Genomic DNA, 19,832 nt, shown 5'->3' on the forward strand with positions numbered 1-19,832 from the left:
GTCACTGTCCCTTCGACGCGTAGAACGCCTCGGTCTGGTCCTTGGACGGCGCCCACCACGATTCGTTGTCGCGGTACCAGGCGATGGTCGCGGCGAGTCCGGACTCGAAGTCGGCGAACTCCGGCTTCCAGCCCAGCTCGGTGCGGAGCTTGGTGGAGTCGATCGCGTACCGCAGATCGTGACCTGCGCGGTCCGTGACGTGGTCGTACGCGTCTCGCGGCTGGCCCATCTCCTCGAGGATGAGCTCGACGACGTCCTTGTTGTTCCGCTCCCCGTCGGCGCCGATCAGATAGGTCTCGCCGATCCGACCCTTCTCCAGGATCGTGAGCACGGCGGACGAGTGATCGTTCGCGTGGATCCAGTCCCGGACGTTCTCCCCGGCACCGTACAGCTTCGGCCGGATACCGCGGATGACATTGGTGATCTGCCGAGGGATGAACTTCTCGACGTGCTGATAGGGGCCGTAGTTGTTGGAGCAGTTCGAGATCGTCGCCTGGACGCCGAACGAGCGGACCCACGCGCGCACGAGCAGGTCGCTGCCGGCCTTTGTCGACGAGTACGGCGACGACGGGTTGTACGGCGTCTGCTCGGTGAACCGCTCGGGGTCGTCGAGTTCGAGGTCGCCGTACACCTCGTCGGTCGAGATGTGGTGGAACCGCGTCTCGTGCCGACGCGCCGCTTCCAGCAGCGTGTACGTGCCGATGATGTTCGTGTCCAGGAAGGGACGAGGACTGTGCAGCGAGTTGTCGTTGTGCGACTCCGCCGCGTAGTGCACCACGGCGTCCGCTTCTGCGGTGAGCCCGTCGACGAGCTCGGCATCGGTGATGTCACCGTGCACGAATCGCACCCGGTCCTCGGGGAGCCCCTCGAGCGACGCCCGGTTTCCGGCATAGGTCAGCGCGTCGAGCACCGTGACTGTGTGATCGGTGTTCTCCACCGCGTAGTGGACGAAGTTCGAGCCGATGAAACCGGCGCCTCCGGTGACGAGGATGTTCGACATCAACGACCTCTTTCCAGGGTCTCGAGCAGGTAGGTGCCGTATCCGGACTTCACGAGCTTCGTGGCCCGCTCGCGCAGGTCATCGTCGGTGAGGAAGCCCTGACGCCAGGCGACCTCCTCGGGGACGCCGATGCGCAGACCCGTGCGGCGCTCCATGGTGCGCACGTAGTCGCCGGCATCCGACATCTGGTCGAAAGTCCCGGTGTCGAGCCACGCTGTTCCGCGCGGGAGCACCTCCACCTGGAGCGCGCCTCGTTCGAGATAGGCGCGGTTGATGTCGGTGATCTCGTACTCGCCGCGAGCGCTGGGCTCGAGGGCGCGAGCGATCTCGACGACGTCGTTGTCGTAGAAATAGAGTCCAGGTACGGCGTAGTTGCTCTTGGGGTGCTCCGGCTTCTCCTCGAGCGAGACGGCACGACCGTCGGCATCGAACTCGACCACTCCGTAGGCGTTGGGCTCCGCCACCCAGTAGGCGAACACGGCGCCGCCCTCGACATCGGTGTAGCGCTTGAGCTGCGTTCCGAGCCCCGGGCCGTAGAGCAGGTTGTCACCGAGCACGAGCGCGACCTTGTCGTCGCCGATGAAGTCCGCTCCGATCACGAAGGCCTGTGCCAGGCCGTCCGGCGAGGGCTGCTGTGCGAAGGTGAGGTTCACTCCGAACTGCGAGCCGTCTCCGAGAAGCCGCTCGAACTGCTCGGCGTCGTGAGGCGTGGTGATGATCAGGATGTCTCGGATCCCGGCCAGCATCAGCGTCGACAGCGGGTAGTAGACCATCGGCTTGTCGTACACGGGAATCAGCTGCTTCGAGATGCCGATCGTGATCGGATGCAGTCGGGTTCCTGAGCCACCAGCGAGAATTATGCCTTTCACCCCCATATCGTGCCACATCCCAGCTGGGACTCAGACAGGCACGATTTACTTGCGTCACATCGTTCACACTGGCATCGTCTGTGCATTTCCGTCACAATGAGCAGGTGACCGGCTCAAAATCCCCCCACCTGCTCGGCCTCATCGCCAGTGCAGCGGCTGTCGTCTTCGCCGCATCCCTGCTCGTGGCGACGCCGGCCAACGCCGTCGCGCCCTCCTCCTCCGGCGCTCTGTCGGCTGCAGGGGCCACGCTGACATCCTCGACCGCAGTGACGGGTTCCGCGGACGCATCCATCCGGGACACCGCGAACCTCGCGCAGTTCAAGCCGGGGAACATCATCTCCGATGGCGTGTTCTTCCAGAGCGACACCATGTCCGCCGGCCAGATCGACTCGTTCTTCCGTGGGAAGGTGGCTTCGTGCCGAGGCGGGTACGTCTGCCTCAAGGACTACCGCCAGAACACACCGAACCGTCCTGCGGACAGCTACTGCCGCGGATACTCCGGAGCGCCGAACGAGTCGGCGGCGACGATCATCGCGCGGGTCGCACAGTCCTGCGGCATCAACCCGCGGGTGCTCATCGTCATGCTCGAGAAGGAGCAGAGCCTCGTCACGCACACGTGGCCGAGCACCTGGCGCTTCGACATGGCCCTCGGCCAGGGGTGCCCGGACACTGCGCCGTGCGATCCGGCCTACGCAGGCTTCTTCTACCAGATCTACGGCGCCGCCCGGCAGATGCAGATCTACGCCGAGGGACGCTGGTTCACGTACTACGCGCCGGGGAAGACCTGGAACATCCTCTACCACCCCAACCGGGCCTGCGGGTCCGCCCCGGTCAGGGTCGAGAACAAGGCGACCGCCGCTCTGTACTACTACACGCCCTACCAGCCGAATCGGGCGGCGCTCAACGCCGGATACGGCACCGGGGACGGATGCTCCAGCTACGGCAATCGCAACTTCTACCAGCTCTTCACCGATTGGTTCGGCAGCACTCAGACGACGGGCGCCGCTCCGGCCACCCTCGCGCAGGTGCCGGGTCGCGCGGAGATCTACCTCGTGCAGTCCGGTGTCCGCCACCATGTCGTCGCTGCCGAGGACCTCGCCGCACTGCGGTCGAGGCTCGGCGGTGCCGTGTCCGTGGCCGCGGCGTACCTCGACCCGATGCCCGAGGGCAAGCCGGTCACGCGGTACGTGCACGACCCTCGCACCGGGACGCTGTACCTCCTGGAACCGGACGGCACCCGCCATCGCTTCGTCGACGCGGCTCAAGTCGCCCTGTTCGGATACGCGTTCAGCTCGTACGTCAACCTCACGGGCACCACTGCGGACCGATTCTCCGAGGGTGCCCCTGTCGGTTCGTTCTTCCGCTCGGGGGCGGACCCCGAGGTCTACCTCTACCAGGGCGGTCTGCGCAGGCATGTGGCCAACCAGCAGACCTGGCTCGAGGTCTCCAAAGGAACATCCGGGTACGTCGCGTCGATGAAGCCGTCCGCGGCCGCATCGATCGGCAACGGGCTCCTCGTCATCAAGGCGAACAGCCTGATCCGCGCCGCGGGAACACAGGATGTGTTCCTCACGCTTCTCGGCGACCGCCTGCTGCGCGTACCGAGCACCGCCCTCGCCCGTGAGTTCGGCGCTGCCGGCATCACCGTGGTGCCGAGCAGCTCGGTCGCAGCCAACACGAGAGTCGGTTCGACGCTCACCCCCGTCGTCTCGTGCGGCAGCAGCACTCTGATCGCCGCGGGCGGCAAGCTCCATCCGGTGTCGGGCACGCAGTATGGCGGCATCAAGCCGACCACGCTGGGCAGCGGGGAATGCGGCGCGATGCCCCGCTCGAAGACCACGGTCTCCGCACCTCTGTTCATCCAGCCGCAGGGAGCCCCGGAGATCTACGTCGTCTCGGGCGGCACGCTGCGTCATGTGCCGTCCCCTGCCGACCTGCTGGCCCTCAACGGGTCCAGGCCGTTGAAGGTGCTGCCCTGGTCACCGGCCACCGTCGAATGGTTCGGCACCGGTGCGGCGAACCTGCCCGAGAAGTCGTTCGTGCGCTTCACCGGGCGCGAGGAGATCTACCGATACGAGAACGGGACATTGCGTCACGTCCGCAGCATCAAGACCCTGCTCCAGCTGAACGGGGGAACCGCGCCGCGCGAATACGTGCTCCCGGGTGATCAGCTGTCGCGATACAAGGTGGGATCCCCTCTGCTGACCAGCGGAACCGACTTCGTGCAGTTCACCGGCGCGCCGGAGATCTACTTCTACGAGAACGGCAAGCTCCGACATGTGACGTCGATCGGGGTTCTCCTCCGGCTCGGTGGAGGGCGTGCACCCGCAGTGCTCCAGCTCGCCCCCGCCTTCAAGGCCGACTACGCCATGGGCGCTCCGATCACGTGATCGTCGCGTTCGGCCGATCGGATAGGATCGGTGAACTATGAGCTTGTCGTCGGACCGTGTCCTCGTGATCGTCCCCGCATGGAACGAGGCCCGCAACGTCGGACGCACCGTGCACGAGATCCGGGCAGCGAGCGCCGACTTCGATCTGCTCGTCGTCGACGACGGATCGACCGATGACACGAGCGCGGTCGCGCGAGAGGCCGGCGCCACGGTCATCTCCCTCCCCTTCAACCTCGGCGTCGGCGGAGCGATGCGCACCGGCTTCACCTACGCGAAGCGCCACGGCTACACCCGGGCCATCCAGGTCGACGCCGACGGCCAGCACAACCCCGTCGACATCGCCCGAGTCCTCGACGGCCTCGACACGGCGGATATCTCGATCGGCGCACGTTTCGCGGACGTCGGCGACTATTCGGTTCGCGGCCCGCGTCACTGGGCGATGGTGTTCCTGGCCAAGACCGTGTCCCGGGTCGCGAAGACCCGTCTGACAGACGTGACGAGCGGCTTCCGCGCTGCCAACAGCAGAGCCATCGAACAGTACGTCCGCTATTACCCCGCCGAGTACCTCGGCGACACCATCGACTCCCTCGTCGCAGCGTGCCACGCCGGATTGACGGTGACGCAGGTGCCGGTGGCCATGCGGCCGCGCGTGCACGGCACCCCGAGTCAGGGCCCGATCGGAGCATCGATCTACCTGCTGCGTTCGGTGTTCACCCTCGGCCTGGCGATGCTGCGACGACCCGGTTCGACGAGTCGGTCCACATCCGTGGGCGAACCGGAGGTCGCACGATGATCGTCATCGTCGGGATCGCTCTCGCTCTCGTCATCCTCGCCCTGGTCTTCTGGATGCTGCTGACGCGACGTCTTCGCGAGAAGTACGCGGTGATGTGGATCGTCATCGCGCTGAGCGTCCTGCTGCTCGGGATCTTCCCCCAGCTCCTGCTCTGGGCGACATCGCTGCTCGGTGTGCAAGTGCCGGCGAACCTGCTGTTCGCTCTCGCGATCACCCTGCTCCTGGGAGTCGCGCTGCACCTCTCCTGGGAGCTCTCCCAGGCAGAGGACGAGATCCGCCGCGTCGCGGAGGAAGCGGCGCTGTCGCGCGCGGAGATCGACCGGTTGGATCGCCGCATCGCCGCTCTGGAGGCTCAGCACCGCGGCCGCGACGCCGACAGCGCTCCCCCGGCATGACGTCCGGAGCCCCGAGCGCCGATGTCTGGGGCGTCGTCACCGTGCATCGCCCGGCACAGGTGCCTCCGCTTCTGGGAGATCTCGCTCCGCAAGTCACCGGCATCATCGTTGTCGATGACGGCAGCGGTGCAGAGTTCGACGTGATCCGCGCGGACATCGCATCGACGGGTGCGCAGGTGATCACGTTGGAGAGCAACCGCGGCATCGGTGCGGCACTGAATCACGGCATCCGCTGCGCCATCGAACACGGCGCGAGCGCGGTCGTGACATTCGACCAGGACTCGACCATCGCCCCCGGCTTCGTCGCCGCTCTGGGCGCCGCGCACGAGCATGCGCGCGCGCACGGCGTTCCCGCGGGCCCCGTGGTTCCGGAGTTCTTCGCAGACGTCTCCCAGGCCGGGTCATCGACGCCGCAGGGAGTGGTCCACGCCGCCCACGCGATCCAGTCGGGCATGTATCTTCCGTCAGAGGTGCTCGAACGGGTCGGGCTGATGGACGAAGCCCTCTTCATCGACCTCGTGGATACGGACTTCGAGATCCGCTGCCTGGATGCCGACCTTCCGTGCATCGTCGCCCCCGGCCTCCGCCTGCCCCACCGCCTGGGTGCACGCTACCGGGTACCCGGCCCGCTCGGAGCGGTGCTTCCCACCCTCACGCTGAGCACGCCGTTCCGGTACTACTACAGGGCGAGGAATCGGATCGTCGTGGGACGGCGGCATCCGCGTCACCGGGCGCGCCTGCGTCGCGACGCGCGAGCCGACTACGCGTACTTCCTCATCGCGTGGATGCTGTCCAGGCCCCGATCCACCATGCGCAAGCTGCTCATCGCGGGGTTCCGTGACGGACGCGCTGAGCGCCTGGGCAGGATGAGCCCGGAACTCGCCGCTGACGCCGCTCGAGTCACCTGGCGCGCGCGCCCTGTGTGACCGGCGCGAGATCTGCGAACGGACCGCTCAGCGTGCCACCGTCGGGGTGCGCCGCCGGCCCCGGATCAGCCACCCCGCTGCCCAGCTCGCGACATAGGCGATGACGAAAGGCGTCGGGACGGCCCGCGCGCGGCGAACCCTCCGCAACATCCCCAGGGTCACCGGCAGTCGCCGACCCGAGCCGAAGAGCCGATCCAACTCGATCGCGCGTGCCGCGCGGGGATCACGCTCCAGGAGCGTCTGCGCCATGAGCTGGCGCCACCCCACATAGATCCAGAACAGCATCCGCGTCATCGCGGACGGTGACGCCGCCCCCTCGTACCGCACGGCGAACGTGACGGCGTTGCCCCAGGCTCTCCGCAGGGTCGCGATCGGGCCGAGCCTCAGCCTGCTCGGGTCACCGAACACGTTCGCGGAGTGCTGCACGTAGTCCTGCACGACCTCATCCACGATGCGACCGCCTCCCTGCGCCATCCCGACGACAGCGAGCCAGTGATCGTGCGCGACCGTGTGTGAGGAGAGGCGGGGAAACGGCAGCGCCGTCGTCAGCAGGTCTCGGCGGAAGAGGCACAACGAACCGGTGAACTGATTCACGATCATCGTCGATGCCGGGTCGAGCTGCCGGCGGTCGGTGAATCCGAGCACCTCGTCACCGGGATGGGACACCAGACGCGCCTGCCCGGAGACGATCGCCGAATCCGAGAGGTACGGGAGCAGCTTCTCGAGCTTGTCGGGATACCAGAAGTCGTCCTGGTCGCTCAGCGCCACCCACTCGGTCTCGGCGGGCACCGCTGCGAGACCCCTCTCGAAGTTCAGGTAGAAACCCAGGCGTCTGCCGTCCGCGACGATGCGGAAGCGCTCGTCCCCGGCCGCGACCTCGGCGACGACCTCCTCGACGGTCTCCAGTTCTCCGTCGACGGAGATGATGCACTCCCAGTCGGTGACCGTCTGATCGCGAATCGAGGCGAGCTGGCGGGTGAAGAGTTCCCGGGAAGGTCGGTAGGCGGCGAGCACGATGACACCAACCATGGGACCCTGACCTCTCGTTCACGCCGACTCAAGTAGTCTAGGGTCGCACGCGTTCACGTCCGCGCCATCCGGAATGGTGTCGGGCCGCAATGGTCCGAGGAGTCCCATCGATGAAGGTTCTGCTGTCACGCTTCGCGGGCTTCAGCGCCGTTCCTCTGATCTCATTCATCGCGCCGCTGTTCCTGTTGCCGATCATCCCGAACGTCTTCGGTCTGGCGGCGTGGGGCTCCGTGGGCACGGCTCAGGCCGTGGGAACCGTCTGCGCGATAGTCGCGGGATTCGGCTGGAACATCTCGGGCGGAGCGCGCATCGCGCTCAGTGCCGACGACGACGCCCGACGTCAGCTCTTCGGTGATTCGTTCTGGTGCCGCGGACTGCTCGTCGTCGCGGCGGGACTCGTCGGTGCCGCCCTCAGCTCGGCCCTGGTTCCCCCCGAGTTCCGCCTTGTCGCCGCCCTCGTCACGCTGGCGACCACTGCCGCGGCCATGACCGTCGTCTGGTACGCAGTCGGCGTCGGGGATGCGCGGGTCGTCCTGCTGTTCGAGACCGTGCCGGTGAGCCTCAGCGTCGCTCTCGCGATCCCGCTCCTCCTGCTCACCGAGCAGCTGCTGTGGTATCCGGTCCTCACTCTGATCGGCTTCCTCACCGGCCCGCTGCTTCTGAACCTCCGCCTCTACCGACGACCCGTGCCTCCGTTCGCCGGGCGGCGCATCCTGCGCGCATATCGCGCGAACGTCTCGGTCGCCGCGGCCGAGACGATCGGCGGAACCTACACCTCTGCGCCCATCCCGCTCGCCCAGGGCCTCCTCGGCGCGACGGCCAGTGGTCAGGCGACCTCCGCCGACAAGTTCTTCCGCATCGCCCTCTTCGCCGTCACGGTGCTGTCGAACACTCTGCAGAAGTGGGTGCTCGAAGTGTCTTATGCGCATGGCCGGGCGCGCCGCCATCTCGTGGCATTCGGCCTCCACACAGCCCTCGCTCTCTTCGGCGGTACGGCGCTGGCTCTGCTCGGCCCTGTGCTGTCCACGCTCCTGTTCGGCCGGGCAGCGACGCCCGAGATCGCCGTGTTCCTGGGCTTCGGCGCCACCTTCGCGCTGACGAGCCTGACGACCCCCTTCATCCGCAACGTCCTGGTGCCGGCCGGCCTCAACCGCTACGTGCTCTACGGCACCCTCGGCGCCGCTGTCGTCGGAGTGCCGCTCATGATCTGGGCGTCCCAGTGGGGTCTCAGCGGGATCATCGCCGGCCTCGCCGCCTCGGAGCTCGTGATCCTCGCCGTCGTCGGATCGGCCGGAACACATCATCTGCTGCGGGAGAGGCGGGCGGCTTTCGCTCTCGTGGCACCGTCTGAGGGAGGAGTCGCACATGACTGAGACCGTGTGCGTATGCATGGCGACGTACAACGGCACAGGGTATCTGCGCGAGCAACTCGACTCGATCCTCGCGGGACTGCGGCCGGACGATCAGGTCGTCATCGTCGACGACGCGAGTACCGACGGCACCGTCGCCCTTCTCGAGACATACCGCGATGCGCGCGTGACCGTGTACAGAAACCCGAAGAACCTCGGTTACGTCAAGACGTTCGAGCGTGCGCTGTCGCTGGCGGACCGTGACGTCATCTTCCTCTCCGACCAGGACGATGAGTGGGTCCCCGGGCGTCGCGACCTGTTGGTCGAGGCACTCCGCGACCGCTCGATCGCCGCCGGCGACCTGGTGCTGCTCCCTGACGACTCGCCACTGAGCTCGCCGCTCACCGGACGACCCTGGCGCCTCGCTCCGCTGCCCTCGGGCGGATCCCTGGCGAACGAGCTGCGTCTGCTGGCCGGCGATGCCCCCTACTACGGCTGCGCGATGGCGATCCGACGTGAGGCCTCGGAGCTGATCCTGCCTTTCCCGGGGTTCCTGGTCGAGTCCCACGACCTGTGGATCGCGACGGTCGGCAACACGGCCCGTATGCTCGCGCACGTGCAGAGCCCGGTTCTGCGACGTCGGCTGCACGATGCCAATGCGTCGGCACCGAGGCCACGGGGTCTCCGCAAGGCTCTGCAGTCGCGGTGGATGCTTCTCCGTGCCTGGCGCGAGGCATCACGTCGCGTCGCCGCGGCACGGCGACTCAGCCGAGGCCGCTCAGCCCCGTAGACAGCGGCTGAGCCGCTTCCCGTGCCGACCCTCAGCGGGGATCCGCGACGTGCGCCAGGGCCGACCGCACACCCCGCGCCGTGCCATGCCTCAGGACGAGGGGCAACGCGGCGATCCCGTGCAGACGGGACATGAGACGTACTCTCGCGGTCCGCGCTGTGCGGCTCCATCCCCGCGCAGCGGCCGATTGACGCGCGATGCGGTAGTACCGACGCTCGTCGAGGAAACGGCTGCCGTCGAGCAGCGTCTTCTGAGACGCGCTCGCCAGATGACGCCGATAGGAGAACGCGAGCGGCGGCGTATACGCCAGCGTGCCCCCGTCGAACGCGATGTCCATCAGGAGAGCGAGATCCTGGATGACGGCGAGGTCATCCGTGAAGTCGATCCTGCGCAGCGTCTCGACCCGCAGCGAGAGCGAGGGCCAATACAGCCAGTTGCCCCGGATCAGCGTCGTGGCCATGTCAGGGCCGTTGAACACGGTGATGCCCTGGCCCTTCGGGGCGAGGAGGCGCTGCTTGATCCGATCGACGAGGGGCAGCACGACCGCGCCGCGCTCATCGATGACCTGGACTCCCGGCTGGATCACATCCGCGCCGGGCACGGCACGCGCCGCGGCTCGGACGACCGCCACGTAGTTCGGGTGCAGGAGGTCGTCGCAGCCGAGGATCGTGACGAAGTCCCCGGACGCGCGGCGAACCGACTCCCGGAAGTTCTCGGTGATCCCGACGTTGTGCTCGTTCCGGGTGTAGATGATCCGCTCGTCCGACTCCTCGTCGAAGTGCGCCGCGACGGACTCATCGGGATAGCAGTCGTCGATGACGGTCAGCCGCCAGTCCGGATCCGTCTGGGCGCGCACCGATTCGACGGTCTCGTAGAGCTGTTCGGGGTCTCCCCAGAAAGGCACGAAGATCTCGTACGTCATGACCCGAGTCCGCACGAGACGATCTTGTAGAGCTTCGCATCTCCGCGCTGCTCGACGAGCTCGACGTAAGGCGAGCTCTCGAGGTCGTCGAGTCCCGAATAGTCGCCGTCGTTCTCCTGGAAGTCGCCGTCGGCGCTGAAGTCGAGGACGTACGCGACACCGGTGTCCTCGAGGGCGTCGCACACCTGCGGAGAGTCGCCGTTTGTGTTCAGCTTCGTGTTGATCGCCTCGGCGTCGTCGGTGAGATCCATCAGGAGATGCGGCATGAGGACGCGTCGTCCGCTCACGCCATAGGCGAAGGACGCTCCGGTCCACGGGTCTCCCGCGATGACGGCATCCTCAGGAACGAGCTCGTCGAGATCCTCCATGAGATCGAGCTCGTCCGGAGACAGGATCGGCCCACCCGGTCGCAGCTCGTAGGTGAACTCGATATCTGCTGCGGCCTGCCGGATCGCGGCGTTCTGGGTGACTCCGACGAGTGCGATCACGACGACGGCGATCAGGACGATCGGCAGACGCTCGGAGAAGCGCCGCACCGGCGCGAGCAGCCGCTGGCGCAGAAGCCACGTGACCAGCACGATGCCGCCGAGCGCAGCGAGCGGGAGGACTCCGATCGCCCAGAACGCGGCGATACGAGGCGGGTTGTTGTACCACGGGGCCGTGAACCAGAACCGGAGCGTCTCATACGGTGACGCCGACACGATGATGTAGAGCACGGCGGAGATGACCGCCATCGCCAGGACCGACCACCGCGCATAGGTGCCTCGGCGGATCACGCTGTACGCGCCGATGATCATCAGAGCGGTGATCCCGAGCGAACTCGGGTAGCCGTACACGCTCGCCGCGACGACCTCACCGATGGAGTCGGGCACGGTGTTGATGATGGGCCAGTAGATCTGGCTTCCGGGGGGACGCACGACCTGCAGGAGGACCACGCCGACGGCGGCGTAGGCGACGAGCAGGCCGATCGCGATCACCCGCGGGCGTCCGGGAGCCCTCATCTGATGCAGAAGCCTGGCGAGGACGAAGGGCACCGTGAGGGCGACGACCGCCATGAGAGCCCCGGGGTGCGCGACACCCAGGCCCGGCACGACGAGCACCAACAGCAGGGCCCAGTCCTGGCGACGTGACACTCGCCCGGGCCTGAGAAGCCACCAGGCGACGACGATCGCGGCCGGAGCCACGGCCAGGCCGAGGAACAGCGGATAGAGCACCCCGTAGTGCAGGAGCAGGAAGGGGAACGCCGGGAAGGCGGCAGCCAGAGCGCCCGCGATCACCGTCATGATCTGGTTTCGTCCCAGAAGCTCGCGCACGAGGAACACCGCGCCGATCGGCCAGACGACCGCCGCGACGACGATGATCATCGCATTGGTGGCGAGGGGCACGGATGCCCCGCTCAGGGCGACGACGATGGAGACGAGCGCGTGCCATCCGGACGGGTAGAAGGGGACGCCGGCCGGCGACGTCATGCTTCCCAGCCACAGCGGCGATGCGTTCCCGGTGTCCAGGACGTACTGCACAGCGTTCAGATGGAAGAAGTTGTCGTAACGCTGTGAGAAGAACTCTGGGTCGTGCATGCTCCGCACGAGCACGAACGCGATCAGCGCAGCGGGCACTGCGATGGAGACGATGATCGCGACCAGCTGCCTCGCGCTCACGTGCGTGCGTGGTCGCGCCGGGACTCCGACGTGCTTCGACCAGAAGAAGGCGGCGAGCGACGCCACCGCGGTGAGTACGAGGACGGGCAGGATGCTCCATCGGATTCCCACGAAAGGCGCTGCGATGGCGGCGACCGCGACGAGGGAGACGCTCAGCGCCGGTGCCAGCGCGAGGAGTCTCATTCCGCGCAGGCGGAGGAGGAAGCCGAGCAGGAGTCCCGGGAGGAAGAGAAGAGCTCCGGTGACGATCAGTGCGGGCAGGATCGAGACCCAGCTCACGCCGCCTCAGCCTCCGGGTAGCGGACCTTCGGATTGAAGGTGATGCCCTTCAGCCACTTGCCGAGCAGCTTCGCGCGCAGATCCAGCGGGACGCGACCGCGGTGCAGGCTCACGAAGAGCCGTGCGCCGAACTCGATGAAGTACAGGAATCCGCGATGGTGCAGCTGCCAGGAGGCCTCGTTGCGCACGCCGTACGAGAACTTCCAGAGGCTCTTGCGGTCGACCATCGCGAAGTTCACTCCGCGGTTGTCGCCCATGTCGTGGACCACGACGCTGTCGAGCACCTGCACGCCGGGACAGCGAGCGGTGAGGCGAAGGGTGTACTCGCGGTCGTCGAACCAGATGAAGTACTCGGAGTAGGGAAGCCCGTACTCCGCGATCGCCCAGCGTGGAATGAGCACGGAGACGAACGAGCACGCTGTGACCATGACATTGTTCTGGCCCTTGACGAGCAGACGACCCCAGTCCCACGTCGTCACGGGGTTGTTCATCTCGCAGATGCTGCCGTCGGTGAACTCGACGACGGAACATGCGAAGGGGACGTCGCCGCCGAGTTCCTGGACGGCCCCGTCGAATCCGGCGATGAGGCTCTCGAGCGCTTCCGGCTTCGGATAGCAGTCATCGTCCATGATCCACACGTGGTCCGCGCCGGAGGCGTATCCGCGCAGCATCCCCTCGGAGAAGCCACCCGCTCCCCCGGAGTTGGTCGACATGGTCACGACTTCGAGGGGGACGGACGTCTCGAGGGATGCCAGGTACTCCGCCGTGCCGTCGGTCGAGGCGTTGTCGATGACGAACAGCGTCTCGACGGCGTGCGTCTGCGCCTCGATCGATGCGATCACCGTCTTCAGCTTCTCGAGCCGATTGAACGTGACGACCACTCCAGCGACACTCACCATGAGCCCACCTCTTCCTTGAACCATGAACTCGCGGACTGCTGGGACAGCAACTTCTTCTCCGCCTTGCGCTCCTTCCGCCACAGCGCTTCCCTCGACTCCTCGTCATCGACGAGCGGAGCCACCGCCTCGGCGAGTCGACGGGCGGCGACACGTGCGTGACGCGGAACCAGAGCGGATTCGGGGATGATGTCGCTCTGTGCCCCGACATCCGTCGAGATCACGGGCACACCGTGTGCGATCGCCTCGAGCGTCGTGAGCGTGAGTCCCTCATTGTGCGACGCGACGACGAGCACATGCGCTTCATCGAGCGTCTCGGAGACAGGGGTGTCCGAGCTGCGTCGGACGATGTCCTCCCCCAGCCCCTCGGCACGGATGATGTCATCGACCCAGCTCGACAGCTCGCCGCCGCCGTGAAGGATGAAACGCAGCGAGTATCCCTGGCGCTTCAACCGCCTCGCCATGGTGATGTACACCTCGGGCGCCTTCTGCCGGGCCATCCGGCCGATGAACGCGACGGTGAACTGCTCACCCGCGGTCCGCGGACGGAACACGGCATCCTTCGGCTTCACGGTGAGTCCGCCGAGCGGTGCCATGACCACACGGTCAGCAGGGATGCGCTGCACATCGGTCATCCAGCGGGCGAGGCTCGGCGAGATGACGTGATGCGTCGTGATCGATCGGGACGCGATCGCACTGCTCAGCGGATACCCGCCGCCGGTGTACTCGACGATGTGAGTGCTGTCGATGATGGGGATGCCGGGACGCGAGGCGGCGATCCAGGCGACCCGGTCGTACAGCCACTGGTTGTGGTGGATGACGACACCGCGCACGTCGAAGGTGCGCAGCAGCGAGCGGAGCAGCGGTTCGACGCCGGCGGTCTGCGAGGTGACGGTGGGCTCGGAGAACGGGATCAGCAGCGCTCCGTCGAGCTCGGGCCGTGTGACCCATGGCTGGTGAGAGTCCCGATTGGTCAGCACGATGGGAAGGAAGCCGGCCTCGCGCACCAGACGCACCGTCTCGAACGCCCAGAGTTCGGCGCCACCGAGCTCGAACCAGTGGAGTCCGATGATCACGGCCTTCGGCGCCCCGTCGAGAACCGGGCCGGCCGGCACGATCACGTCGTCCTCGTGTGCGCCCCCCGGACGGAACTCCGCCTCGTAATCGCGAGGCTCGATGGCCGTCGTGAGCTTGCGGCGGAATCTGAGCAGCGAGAGGTCCCGGGCGTCGTCGTAGAGCAGCGGCGCGCGCGACTTGACGCTCCGTGCGATCCGGCCGACCAGGCCGGGACGCTGCGGGCGGTAAGGGTCCGAGTCGAGCACATCGTCGGATGACACGTGCAGATGCCTGGCGGGCGACGCCACGAGACGGGCCGAGGCCACTTCCGCACGCTCGGGCTCACGCTCTTCGACGGAGACGGAGCTGACGATGTCGAAGCTCCCGATGCGGTGTCGGTTGTTCCTCGAGAGTCCGTCGAACGTGCTGTCGTCGGTCAGTCGAGGCGTCGTCTCCACCGAACCGTCGTAGAGATGGATCCGCAGCTTTCGCTGAGGTGCCATGAGCGCGTGGAAGTTCAACGCGCCGACGAGAAGGCGGCGTTCGCGCTCCGACAGATCGGCGCCCGTCTGCGGGTCCTCGAAGCGGAAGAGTGCAGGCTGATCGAGAGCTTGAAGAGGTGTCACGGATACAGTTTGCTTTCGGATCGACGGACGCACGAGACCTCCGCGATCCTACCAGCGGCCCAGCCCCTGACCCTGGGTTGCGCCTGTGCCGCGCGTTCGGACGCATCCCCATCGATCTGCCAGGGACACCGCGCGGAGGATCGTATGATTGCTCTCGGTGCGCCCGAGACCGTCGGCGCCTCGGAAGGTGGAATCGCGGTGCAACAGGCTCGCACAGCCGACGACCAGAGAATGACGACTCCTGGCGCGAATCGAGGGCTCCTCGAGGTCTTCCGGCAACGGCATCTCCTCTCGCTCATCGTGCGCAAGGAAGTCCAGATCCGGTATCGGGGTTCCATCTTCGGCTGGCTGTGGTCGTACGTGAAGCCACTCGTGCAGTTCGTGGTGTTCTTCGTCGCGATCGGCGTCTTCCTCGGCCTGAACGACCGCGTCGACTACTTCCCGATCTATCTGCTCTCGGGCATCACCGTGGTGACCTTCTTCAACGAGGCCTTCTCCAACGGCACCCGGTCCCTGGTGGACAACGCGGCGCTCATCAAGAAGATCTACCTGCCTCGCGAGATGTTCCCGATCGCCAGCATGATGATCGCCGCCGTGAACACGGTGCCGCAGATCATCGTCGTGATCGCCATCTCGCTGTTCTTCGGGTGGGCGCCCACCTTCGCCTCGCTCGGCGCCATCCTTCTCGCACTCGTCATCATCGCCGTGCTCGCCAGTGGCCTCGGGCTCTTCTTCGGGTCGATCAACGTGACGTTCCGCGATGCGCAGAGCTTCGTCGAGATCATCGTGATGGTCGCGATCTGGGCCTCCCCCGTGATGTACGAGTGGACGCAGGTCGCCAATGTCGTACCCGACTGGCTCTTCGTCCTCTATCGACTGAACCCCATCACCGCCGCCGTGGAGCTCTTCCACTACGGCGTCTGGTTCCCGCTCGGGCCTGACGCGTCCCCGCTCCCCGACGTGTGGATGTACGGGCTCATCGCCCTCGTGACGTCTCTCATCGCGCTGGTCATCGGCCAGCTCGTCTTCCGCCGACTGGAGGGCCGCTTTGCCCAAGATCTCTGATGCGCAGCCACTTCCGCGGATCATCATCGACGACGTCCACAAGACCTTCAAGCTCCGGCACACGCATTCGATCAAGGAGACGGCTCTCGCCGCGATCCGTCGCAAGCCGCTGACGACCGACTTCCACGCCCTGGACGGCGTGTCGTTCGACATCCAGCAGGGCGAATCCGTCGCTCTCCTCGGTTTCAACGGATCGGGCAAGTCGACGATGCTCAAGCTGATCTCGGGTGTTCTCGAGCCCGATGCCGGCACCGTGCTCACTCGCGGCCGCATCGCCGGCCTGATCGAGGTCGGCGCGGGGTTCCACCCCGATCTGTCCGGACGCGAGAACATCTTCCTCAACGCCGCGATCCTCGGCATGAGCAAGAAGGAGACCGAGGCTCGGTACGACGAGATCGTCGCGTTCAGCGAGATCGAGCAGTTCATCGACACCGAGGTGAAGCACTATTCGTCCGGCATGTTCCTCAGACTCGCGTTCTCCGTGGCGATCCACACCGAGATGGACGTCCTGCTGATCGACGAGATCCTCTCGGTCGGCGACGAGCCGTTCCAGAAGAAGTGCCTCGCTCGCGTGCGCGAACTGCACGCTGAGGGGAAGACGCTCGTCGTGGTCAGCCACGACCTCAACATGGTCTCGAACCTGTGCGACCGCGGCATCCTGCTCCAGAAGGGCAAAGTGCGCTTCGACGGACCGAGCGCGGAAGCCGTCGAGGTCATGCGCTCCTGAGAGCCCGCTGACGCTGTCGGCGAGCTCGACGACAGCGGTGATGTGCGTCTCAGAGATCCGCGTGGAGTCCCCACACACGCTCGGCCGCGCCGAGCCAGGAGAACGACCTCGATCGATCCGCGCCGAGCACGCTCAGACGCCGTGCGCCGTCGCCGACCGCATCGACGACGGCCTCGACCATCTCGGTCGACGGCACGATCGCGCCCCCGTCAGCGATCACATCCTGATGGACTCCGCTGTCCACGGCGACCACCGGCACACCGAGGGTCATGGCCTCGACCGCACGCCATGGCCACGCAGCGCGTGGGCTGGTCGCGACCAGCGCCGACGCCCCGGCGAAGACGGCCGCCCGATCCTCCGTCGACAGAGCGCCACGGATGTGGGCCCGTGCTTCAGGCAGCCCTGCGGCCACTGCGACCTCGACGAGTCGCGGTTCTGCCCCCTCCGGAGCGTCGAGCACGACGGCATCCCTGCCGGATGCGACAGCTGCCCGGAAGCCGTGCTCGAGCGACTGCGCCGATCCGGTGAGCAGCACATATCCTTCCGTCAGGGACAGAGCGGCTCGTCGTTCTCGCGCGTCGAGGGGCATCACCAGAGCAGTTGGGGCGGCCCCAGGGATGACGCGAATCCGTCCGCTCAGCTTCGCGATCTCCGCCAGTCGCTCACCGACCGAGTGGGAGGGCACCACGACGGCATCCGCGTGCTTGACGGCTCGCTTCAGCATCGCCCGCTGCCAGGCGACCACGGACTTGGTGAGCGAATCCGGCTCGTCCCACGCCTGCAGATCCCACAGCGTGACTGTCGTCTGATCGAGGTCGTGCAGGCGGTCGTGACGCACCAGCGGAGCCATCAGGGTCGGCGAGTGGATGAGCCCCCCGCCCACCCCGGGGACGATGCCCAACTGCCAGGACGCCGCGAGCTCGCGCCGCGCGAGTGACAGTCTGCGCACGTCGACCAGACCCGGGATCTGCACGTCGACGCCCGACGGGACGATGGCCTCGACCTCGCACCCGGAGGGGGCGGTCGAGATGAGCGCAGCGGTGAGGTCCGACGCCGCTGAGGCGTGGTCCGCGTGCACGACATGCGTCAGCTGATCCAGAACAACACGCAGCCGAGCACCCATGCGACAACAGTAATCGCCCACCCGCCCCGAACCTGGGAGCAGCACCGGGTGCGCGGAGGATTGCGGGGCCGTCCGCCGCCGATATCTCGCTTCGTGCTTGAATGCAGGGGTGAGTGACGGACGTCTGCCTGTGCGTCGTCGATGGTTGCGGTGGACCATCGGCGTGATCGTGACCCTCATCGTGCTCGCGATCGGCTGGGTCGGCATCCGTGGGATCGGTGCTGTGAACGATCTGCAGCAGGTCTCCGCGGCGTCGTCGAAGCTCAAGCAGGCGATCGGGCAGGGCGACCTCGACACGGCCGCAACGCTCTCTGCGCGCATCGCTCACCACGCAGGGTCCGCGCACGACCTGACATCCGATCCGATCTGGTCAGGCTTCGGTCTGCTGCCCTGGCTCGGACCGAACTTCTCGGCGGTGAGCGACGTCGCCGAGATCGCCGACGACGTCGCGTCGGACGCGCTCGTTCCGGTGCTGGCCGCCGCTGAGGAACTCGATCTGGCGAGTCTGGGCCTCTCGGGTGGCGTCGTGGACCTCACGCCTTTCGCGCAGATCGAGCCCCCGTTGGCTGAGGCGAGTGCCACGCTGACCTCTGCGGAGACGCGAGCGCTCGACATCGACGCGGGCGCGACGATTCCTCCGCTCGCCGATGCCGTGCGAGAGATGCGATCGGCCGTCACGCAGGCTGCCACCGTCGTGGGAGCGCTGCATGGAGCGTCCGCGCTGCTGCCGAGCATGCTCGGCGGAGAGGGTCCCCGCAACTATGTGCTCGCGATGCAGAACAATGCCGAGCTGCGATCGTCCGGCGGCATCATCGGGGCGATCGCCCTGCTGCACGCCGAGAACGGCCGGATCACGCTCGTGCAGCAGGCCTCCGTTCCGGACTTCCCCTCCCTCGACACGCCGCTGCCGTTGAGCGAGTCGACCGTCGCCCTCTTCGAGGACAGCCCCGGTCGGTATATGCAGAACCTGACGAGCATTCCGGACTTCACCGAAGCGGGCCCCGCGATCGCGGCGCGGTGGCAGAACCGATTCGGGCACCCCATCGATGGCGTCATCGCGGTCGACGCCGTGATGACGGAGAACCTCGTCGCAGCCACGGGCCCGCTCACCTTCGGGCCGTTCAGCGCGACGAAAGACACCGTCGTGGGCCTGCTGATCTCGGAGATCTACGCCAGCGTGCCCGATCCGGCGGCGCAGGATGAGATCTTCTCCCAGGCGGCGGGAGCGCTGCTGTCCGCTGCACTGACCGAAGCGGCCCCGAAGGATCTCGTCGCCGCCCTCGCCGAGTCGGCCGACGAGGGACGCATCCGCATCTGGAGCGCGCATGAGGATGAGGAGGCGATCCTGTCGGCGTCGACGCTCGGCGGGGCGCTGCCCGAGGACGGCCCCCAGACCCACGTCGGCGTGCTCTTCAACGACACGACCGGCGGGAAGATGGACTTCTACGCGGACGCGGCCATCACGACGTCGATCGGCACGTGCGACGGCGAACCGACCACGCAGGTGACGGTGACCTGGAAGAACGACGCGCCCGCGGACGCCGGGACGGCGCTGCCGCCATACGTGACCGCTAACGGGTTCTACGGAGTACCCGCCGGGTCGACCAGGACCCTGATCACCGTGTACGGCCCCGAGGGCGCGACCCCGTCTCATATCGATCGCGACGGAGAAGAGGTCAGTGTGCAAACGGCTCTGCTCGGCTCCCGCTCCGCCGTTCAGCACGAGGTGCTGCTGGCTCCGGGCGAATCGTCGACGATCACCGTCGAATATCAGGGAACCGGCGCCGGAGAACGACTGACGGTGGTCGATCACACGCCCATGGTCACCGCACCCGACGTGTCCCGCGAACAACTGCGTTGCGCGTCGTGACTTTCTTGATTCGATGATGTAGGGTCATTCTCACTGGGGAATATCTGAGTTCTGCAATTCTGTCGTGGG

General features: G+C 66.8%; 17 protein-coding genes. 9 read left to right on the forward strand and 8 right to left on the reverse strand.

Translation table 11 applies throughout. From position 1 onward, the window contains the following. Nucleotide 1 precedes the first annotated feature (1 nt). Both rfbB and rfbA read right to left on the reverse strand, forming a co-directional pair. Nucleotides 2-1,000, reverse strand: coding sequence for a dTDP-glucose 4,6-dehydratase (gene rfbB, locus LQZ85_RS05540; protein ID WP_056278175.1), 999 nt, complete (start codon nt 998-1,000; stop codon nt 2-4). Then, nucleotides 1,000-1,869 carry a glucose-1-phosphate thymidylyltransferase RfbA gene (rfbA, locus tag LQZ85_RS05545; RefSeq protein ID WP_053095633.1) on the reverse strand — a complete coding sequence of 290 codons (870 nt, stop codon included), beginning with the start codon at nt 1,867-1,869 and terminating at the stop codon, nt 1,000-1,002. Before rfbA ends, rfbB begins: the two co-directional genes overlap by 1 nt. A gap of 104 nt (nt 1,870-1,973) precedes the next feature. Here rfbA and LQZ85_RS05550 point away from each other — a divergent pair, with 104 nt between their 5' ends. From LQZ85_RS05550 to LQZ85_RS05565, 4 genes are read left to right on the forward strand one after another with little or no spacing between them, the layout of a single operon-like run. Then, nucleotides 1,974-4,259, forward strand: coding sequence for a hypothetical protein (locus tag LQZ85_RS05550; RefSeq protein WP_056278173.1), 2,286 nt, complete (start codon nt 1,974-1,976; stop codon nt 4,257-4,259). A gap of 37 nt (nt 4,260-4,296) precedes the next feature. Continuing rightward, nucleotides 4,297-5,052 carry a glycosyltransferase family 2 protein gene (locus LQZ85_RS05555; RefSeq protein WP_053095631.1) on the forward strand — a complete coding sequence of 252 codons (756 nt, stop codon included), beginning with the start codon at nt 4,297-4,299 and terminating at the stop codon, nt 5,050-5,052. Next, nucleotides 5,049-5,447, forward strand: a complete 399-nt coding sequence (locus LQZ85_RS05560; RefSeq protein ID WP_053095630.1) for a DUF2304 domain-containing protein — start codon at nt 5,049-5,051, stop codon at nt 5,445-5,447. The genes LQZ85_RS05555 and LQZ85_RS05560 overlap by 4 nt, the downstream gene beginning before the upstream one ends. Next, the gene (locus LQZ85_RS05565) at nt 5,444-6,373 is read left to right on the forward strand and encodes a glycosyltransferase (RefSeq protein ID WP_056278170.1); all 930 of its coding nucleotides are present in this window, start codon (nt 5,444-5,446) and stop codon (nt 6,371-6,373) included. The genes LQZ85_RS05560 and LQZ85_RS05565 overlap by 4 nt, the downstream gene beginning before the upstream one ends. Nucleotides 6,374-6,400: 27 nt before the next feature. Here LQZ85_RS05565 and LQZ85_RS05570 read toward each other — a convergent pair whose 3' ends face one another. After that, nucleotides 6,401-7,402, reverse strand: coding sequence for a glycosyltransferase (locus LQZ85_RS05570; protein ID WP_056278167.1), 1,002 nt, complete (start codon nt 7,400-7,402; stop codon nt 6,401-6,403). A 110-nt stretch (nt 7,403-7,512) separates the two neighbouring features. Between LQZ85_RS05570 and LQZ85_RS05575 the strand changes: the two genes are divergently transcribed. Together LQZ85_RS05575 and LQZ85_RS05580 are read left to right on the forward strand one after the other, a co-directional pair. Then, nucleotides 7,513-8,775, forward strand: a complete 1,263-nt coding sequence (locus tag LQZ85_RS05575; RefSeq protein WP_072591035.1) for a hypothetical protein — start codon at nt 7,513-7,515, stop codon at nt 8,773-8,775. Further along, nucleotides 8,768-9,541 (forward strand): glycosyltransferase, encoded by a 774-nt coding sequence (locus LQZ85_RS05580; RefSeq protein ID WP_230100644.1) that lies wholly within the window; start codon nt 8,768-8,770, stop codon nt 9,539-9,541. Before LQZ85_RS05575 ends, LQZ85_RS05580 begins: the two co-directional genes overlap by 8 nt. Before the next feature lie 31 nt (nt 9,542-9,572). Here LQZ85_RS05580 and LQZ85_RS05585 read toward each other — a convergent pair whose 3' ends face one another. Genes LQZ85_RS05585 through LQZ85_RS05600 form a run of 4 tightly spaced genes read right to left on the reverse strand, consistent with a single transcriptional unit; the run spans nt 9,573 to nt 14,978 of the window. Then, nucleotides 9,573-10,463 (reverse strand): glycosyltransferase, encoded by an 891-nt coding sequence (locus LQZ85_RS05585; RefSeq protein WP_230100645.1) that lies wholly within the window; start codon nt 10,461-10,463, stop codon nt 9,573-9,575. Then, entirely contained in the window at nt 10,460-12,400 is a 1,941-nt protein-coding gene (locus tag LQZ85_RS05590) for a DUF6541 family protein (protein ID WP_230100646.1), read from the reverse strand. The genes LQZ85_RS05585 and LQZ85_RS05590 overlap by 4 nt, the downstream gene beginning before the upstream one ends. Beyond that, nucleotides 12,397-13,299 carry a glycosyltransferase family 2 protein gene (locus tag LQZ85_RS05595; RefSeq protein ID WP_056278153.1) on the reverse strand — a complete coding sequence of 301 codons (903 nt, stop codon included), beginning with the start codon at nt 13,297-13,299 and terminating at the stop codon, nt 12,397-12,399. The genes LQZ85_RS05590 and LQZ85_RS05595 overlap by 4 nt, the downstream gene beginning before the upstream one ends. After that, the gene (locus LQZ85_RS05600; protein ID WP_230100647.1) at nt 13,293-14,978 is read right to left on the reverse strand and encodes a glycosyltransferase; all 1,686 of its coding nucleotides are present in this window, start codon (nt 14,976-14,978) and stop codon (nt 13,293-13,295) included. The genes LQZ85_RS05595 and LQZ85_RS05600 overlap by 7 nt, the downstream gene beginning before the upstream one ends. Nucleotides 14,979-15,209: 231 nt before the next feature. Here LQZ85_RS05600 and LQZ85_RS05605 point away from each other — a divergent pair, with 231 nt between their 5' ends. Both LQZ85_RS05605 and LQZ85_RS05610 read left to right on the forward strand, forming a co-directional pair. Then, nucleotides 15,210-16,043, forward strand: coding sequence for an ABC transporter permease (locus LQZ85_RS05605; RefSeq protein ID WP_053099057.1), 834 nt, complete (start codon nt 15,210-15,212; stop codon nt 16,041-16,043). Further along, nucleotides 16,027-16,770 (forward strand): ABC transporter ATP-binding protein, encoded by a 744-nt coding sequence (locus tag LQZ85_RS05610; protein WP_053095621.1) that lies wholly within the window; start codon nt 16,027-16,029, stop codon nt 16,768-16,770. The genes LQZ85_RS05605 and LQZ85_RS05610 overlap by 17 nt, the downstream gene beginning before the upstream one ends. A 49-nt stretch (nt 16,771-16,819) precedes the next feature. Here LQZ85_RS05610 and LQZ85_RS05615 read toward each other — a convergent pair whose 3' ends face one another. Beyond that, nucleotides 16,820-17,893, reverse strand: a complete 1,074-nt coding sequence (locus LQZ85_RS05615; protein WP_230100648.1) for a glycosyltransferase — start codon at nt 17,891-17,893, stop codon at nt 16,820-16,822. Nucleotides 17,894-18,002: 109 nt separating this feature from the next. Here LQZ85_RS05615 and LQZ85_RS05620 point away from each other — a divergent pair, with 109 nt between their 5' ends. Further along, nucleotides 18,003-19,763: a DUF4012 domain-containing protein gene (locus tag LQZ85_RS05620; protein WP_230100649.1), complete on the forward strand. Its 1,761-nt coding sequence runs from the start codon at nt 18,003-18,005 to the stop codon at nt 19,761-19,763. Nucleotides 19,764-19,832 lie beyond the last annotated feature (69 nt).

The sequence above is a fragment of the Microbacterium sp. Bi98 genome (assembly GCF_918698045.1).
Taxonomy (GTDB): domain Bacteria; phylum Actinomycetota; class Actinomycetes; order Actinomycetales; family Microbacteriaceae; genus Microbacterium.

Excerpts from the sequence above, each read along its gene's own strand:
- rfbB (WP_056278175.1), bottom strand. The coding sequence starts at position 1,000 with ATGTCGAACATCCTCGTCACCGGAGGCGCCGGTTTCATCGGCTCGAAC.
- LQZ85_RS05555 (WP_053095631.1), top strand. The coding sequence starts at position 4,297 with ATGAGCTTGTCGTCGGACCGTGTCCTCGTGATCGTCCCCGCATGGAAC.
- LQZ85_RS05560 (WP_053095630.1), top strand. The coding sequence starts at position 5,049 with ATGATCGTCATCGTCGGGATCGCTCTCGCTCTCGTCATCCTCGCCCTG.
- LQZ85_RS05565 (WP_056278170.1), top strand. The coding sequence starts at position 5,444 with ATGACGTCCGGAGCCCCGAGCGCCGATGTCTGGGGCGTCGTCACCGTG.
- LQZ85_RS05570 (WP_056278167.1), bottom strand. The coding sequence starts at position 7,402 with ATGGTTGGTGTCATCGTGCTCGCCGCCTACCGACCTTCCCGGGAACTC.
- LQZ85_RS05575 (WP_072591035.1), top strand. The coding sequence starts at position 7,513 with ATGAAGGTTCTGCTGTCACGCTTCGCGGGCTTCAGCGCCGTTCCTCTG.
- LQZ85_RS05580 (WP_230100644.1), top strand. The coding sequence starts at position 8,768 with ATGACTGAGACCGTGTGCGTATGCATGGCGACGTACAACGGCACAGGG.
- LQZ85_RS05585 (WP_230100645.1), bottom strand. The coding sequence starts at position 10,463 with ATGACGTACGAGATCTTCGTGCCTTTCTGGGGAGACCCCGAACAGCTC.
- LQZ85_RS05595 (WP_056278153.1), bottom strand. The coding sequence starts at position 13,299 with ATGGTGAGTGTCGCTGGAGTGGTCGTCACGTTCAATCGGCTCGAGAAG.
- LQZ85_RS05605 (WP_053099057.1), top strand. The coding sequence starts at position 15,210 with ATGACGACTCCTGGCGCGAATCGAGGGCTCCTCGAGGTCTTCCGGCAA.
- LQZ85_RS05615 (WP_230100648.1), bottom strand. The coding sequence starts at position 17,893 with ATGGGTGCTCGGCTGCGTGTTGTTCTGGATCAGCTGACGCATGTCGTG.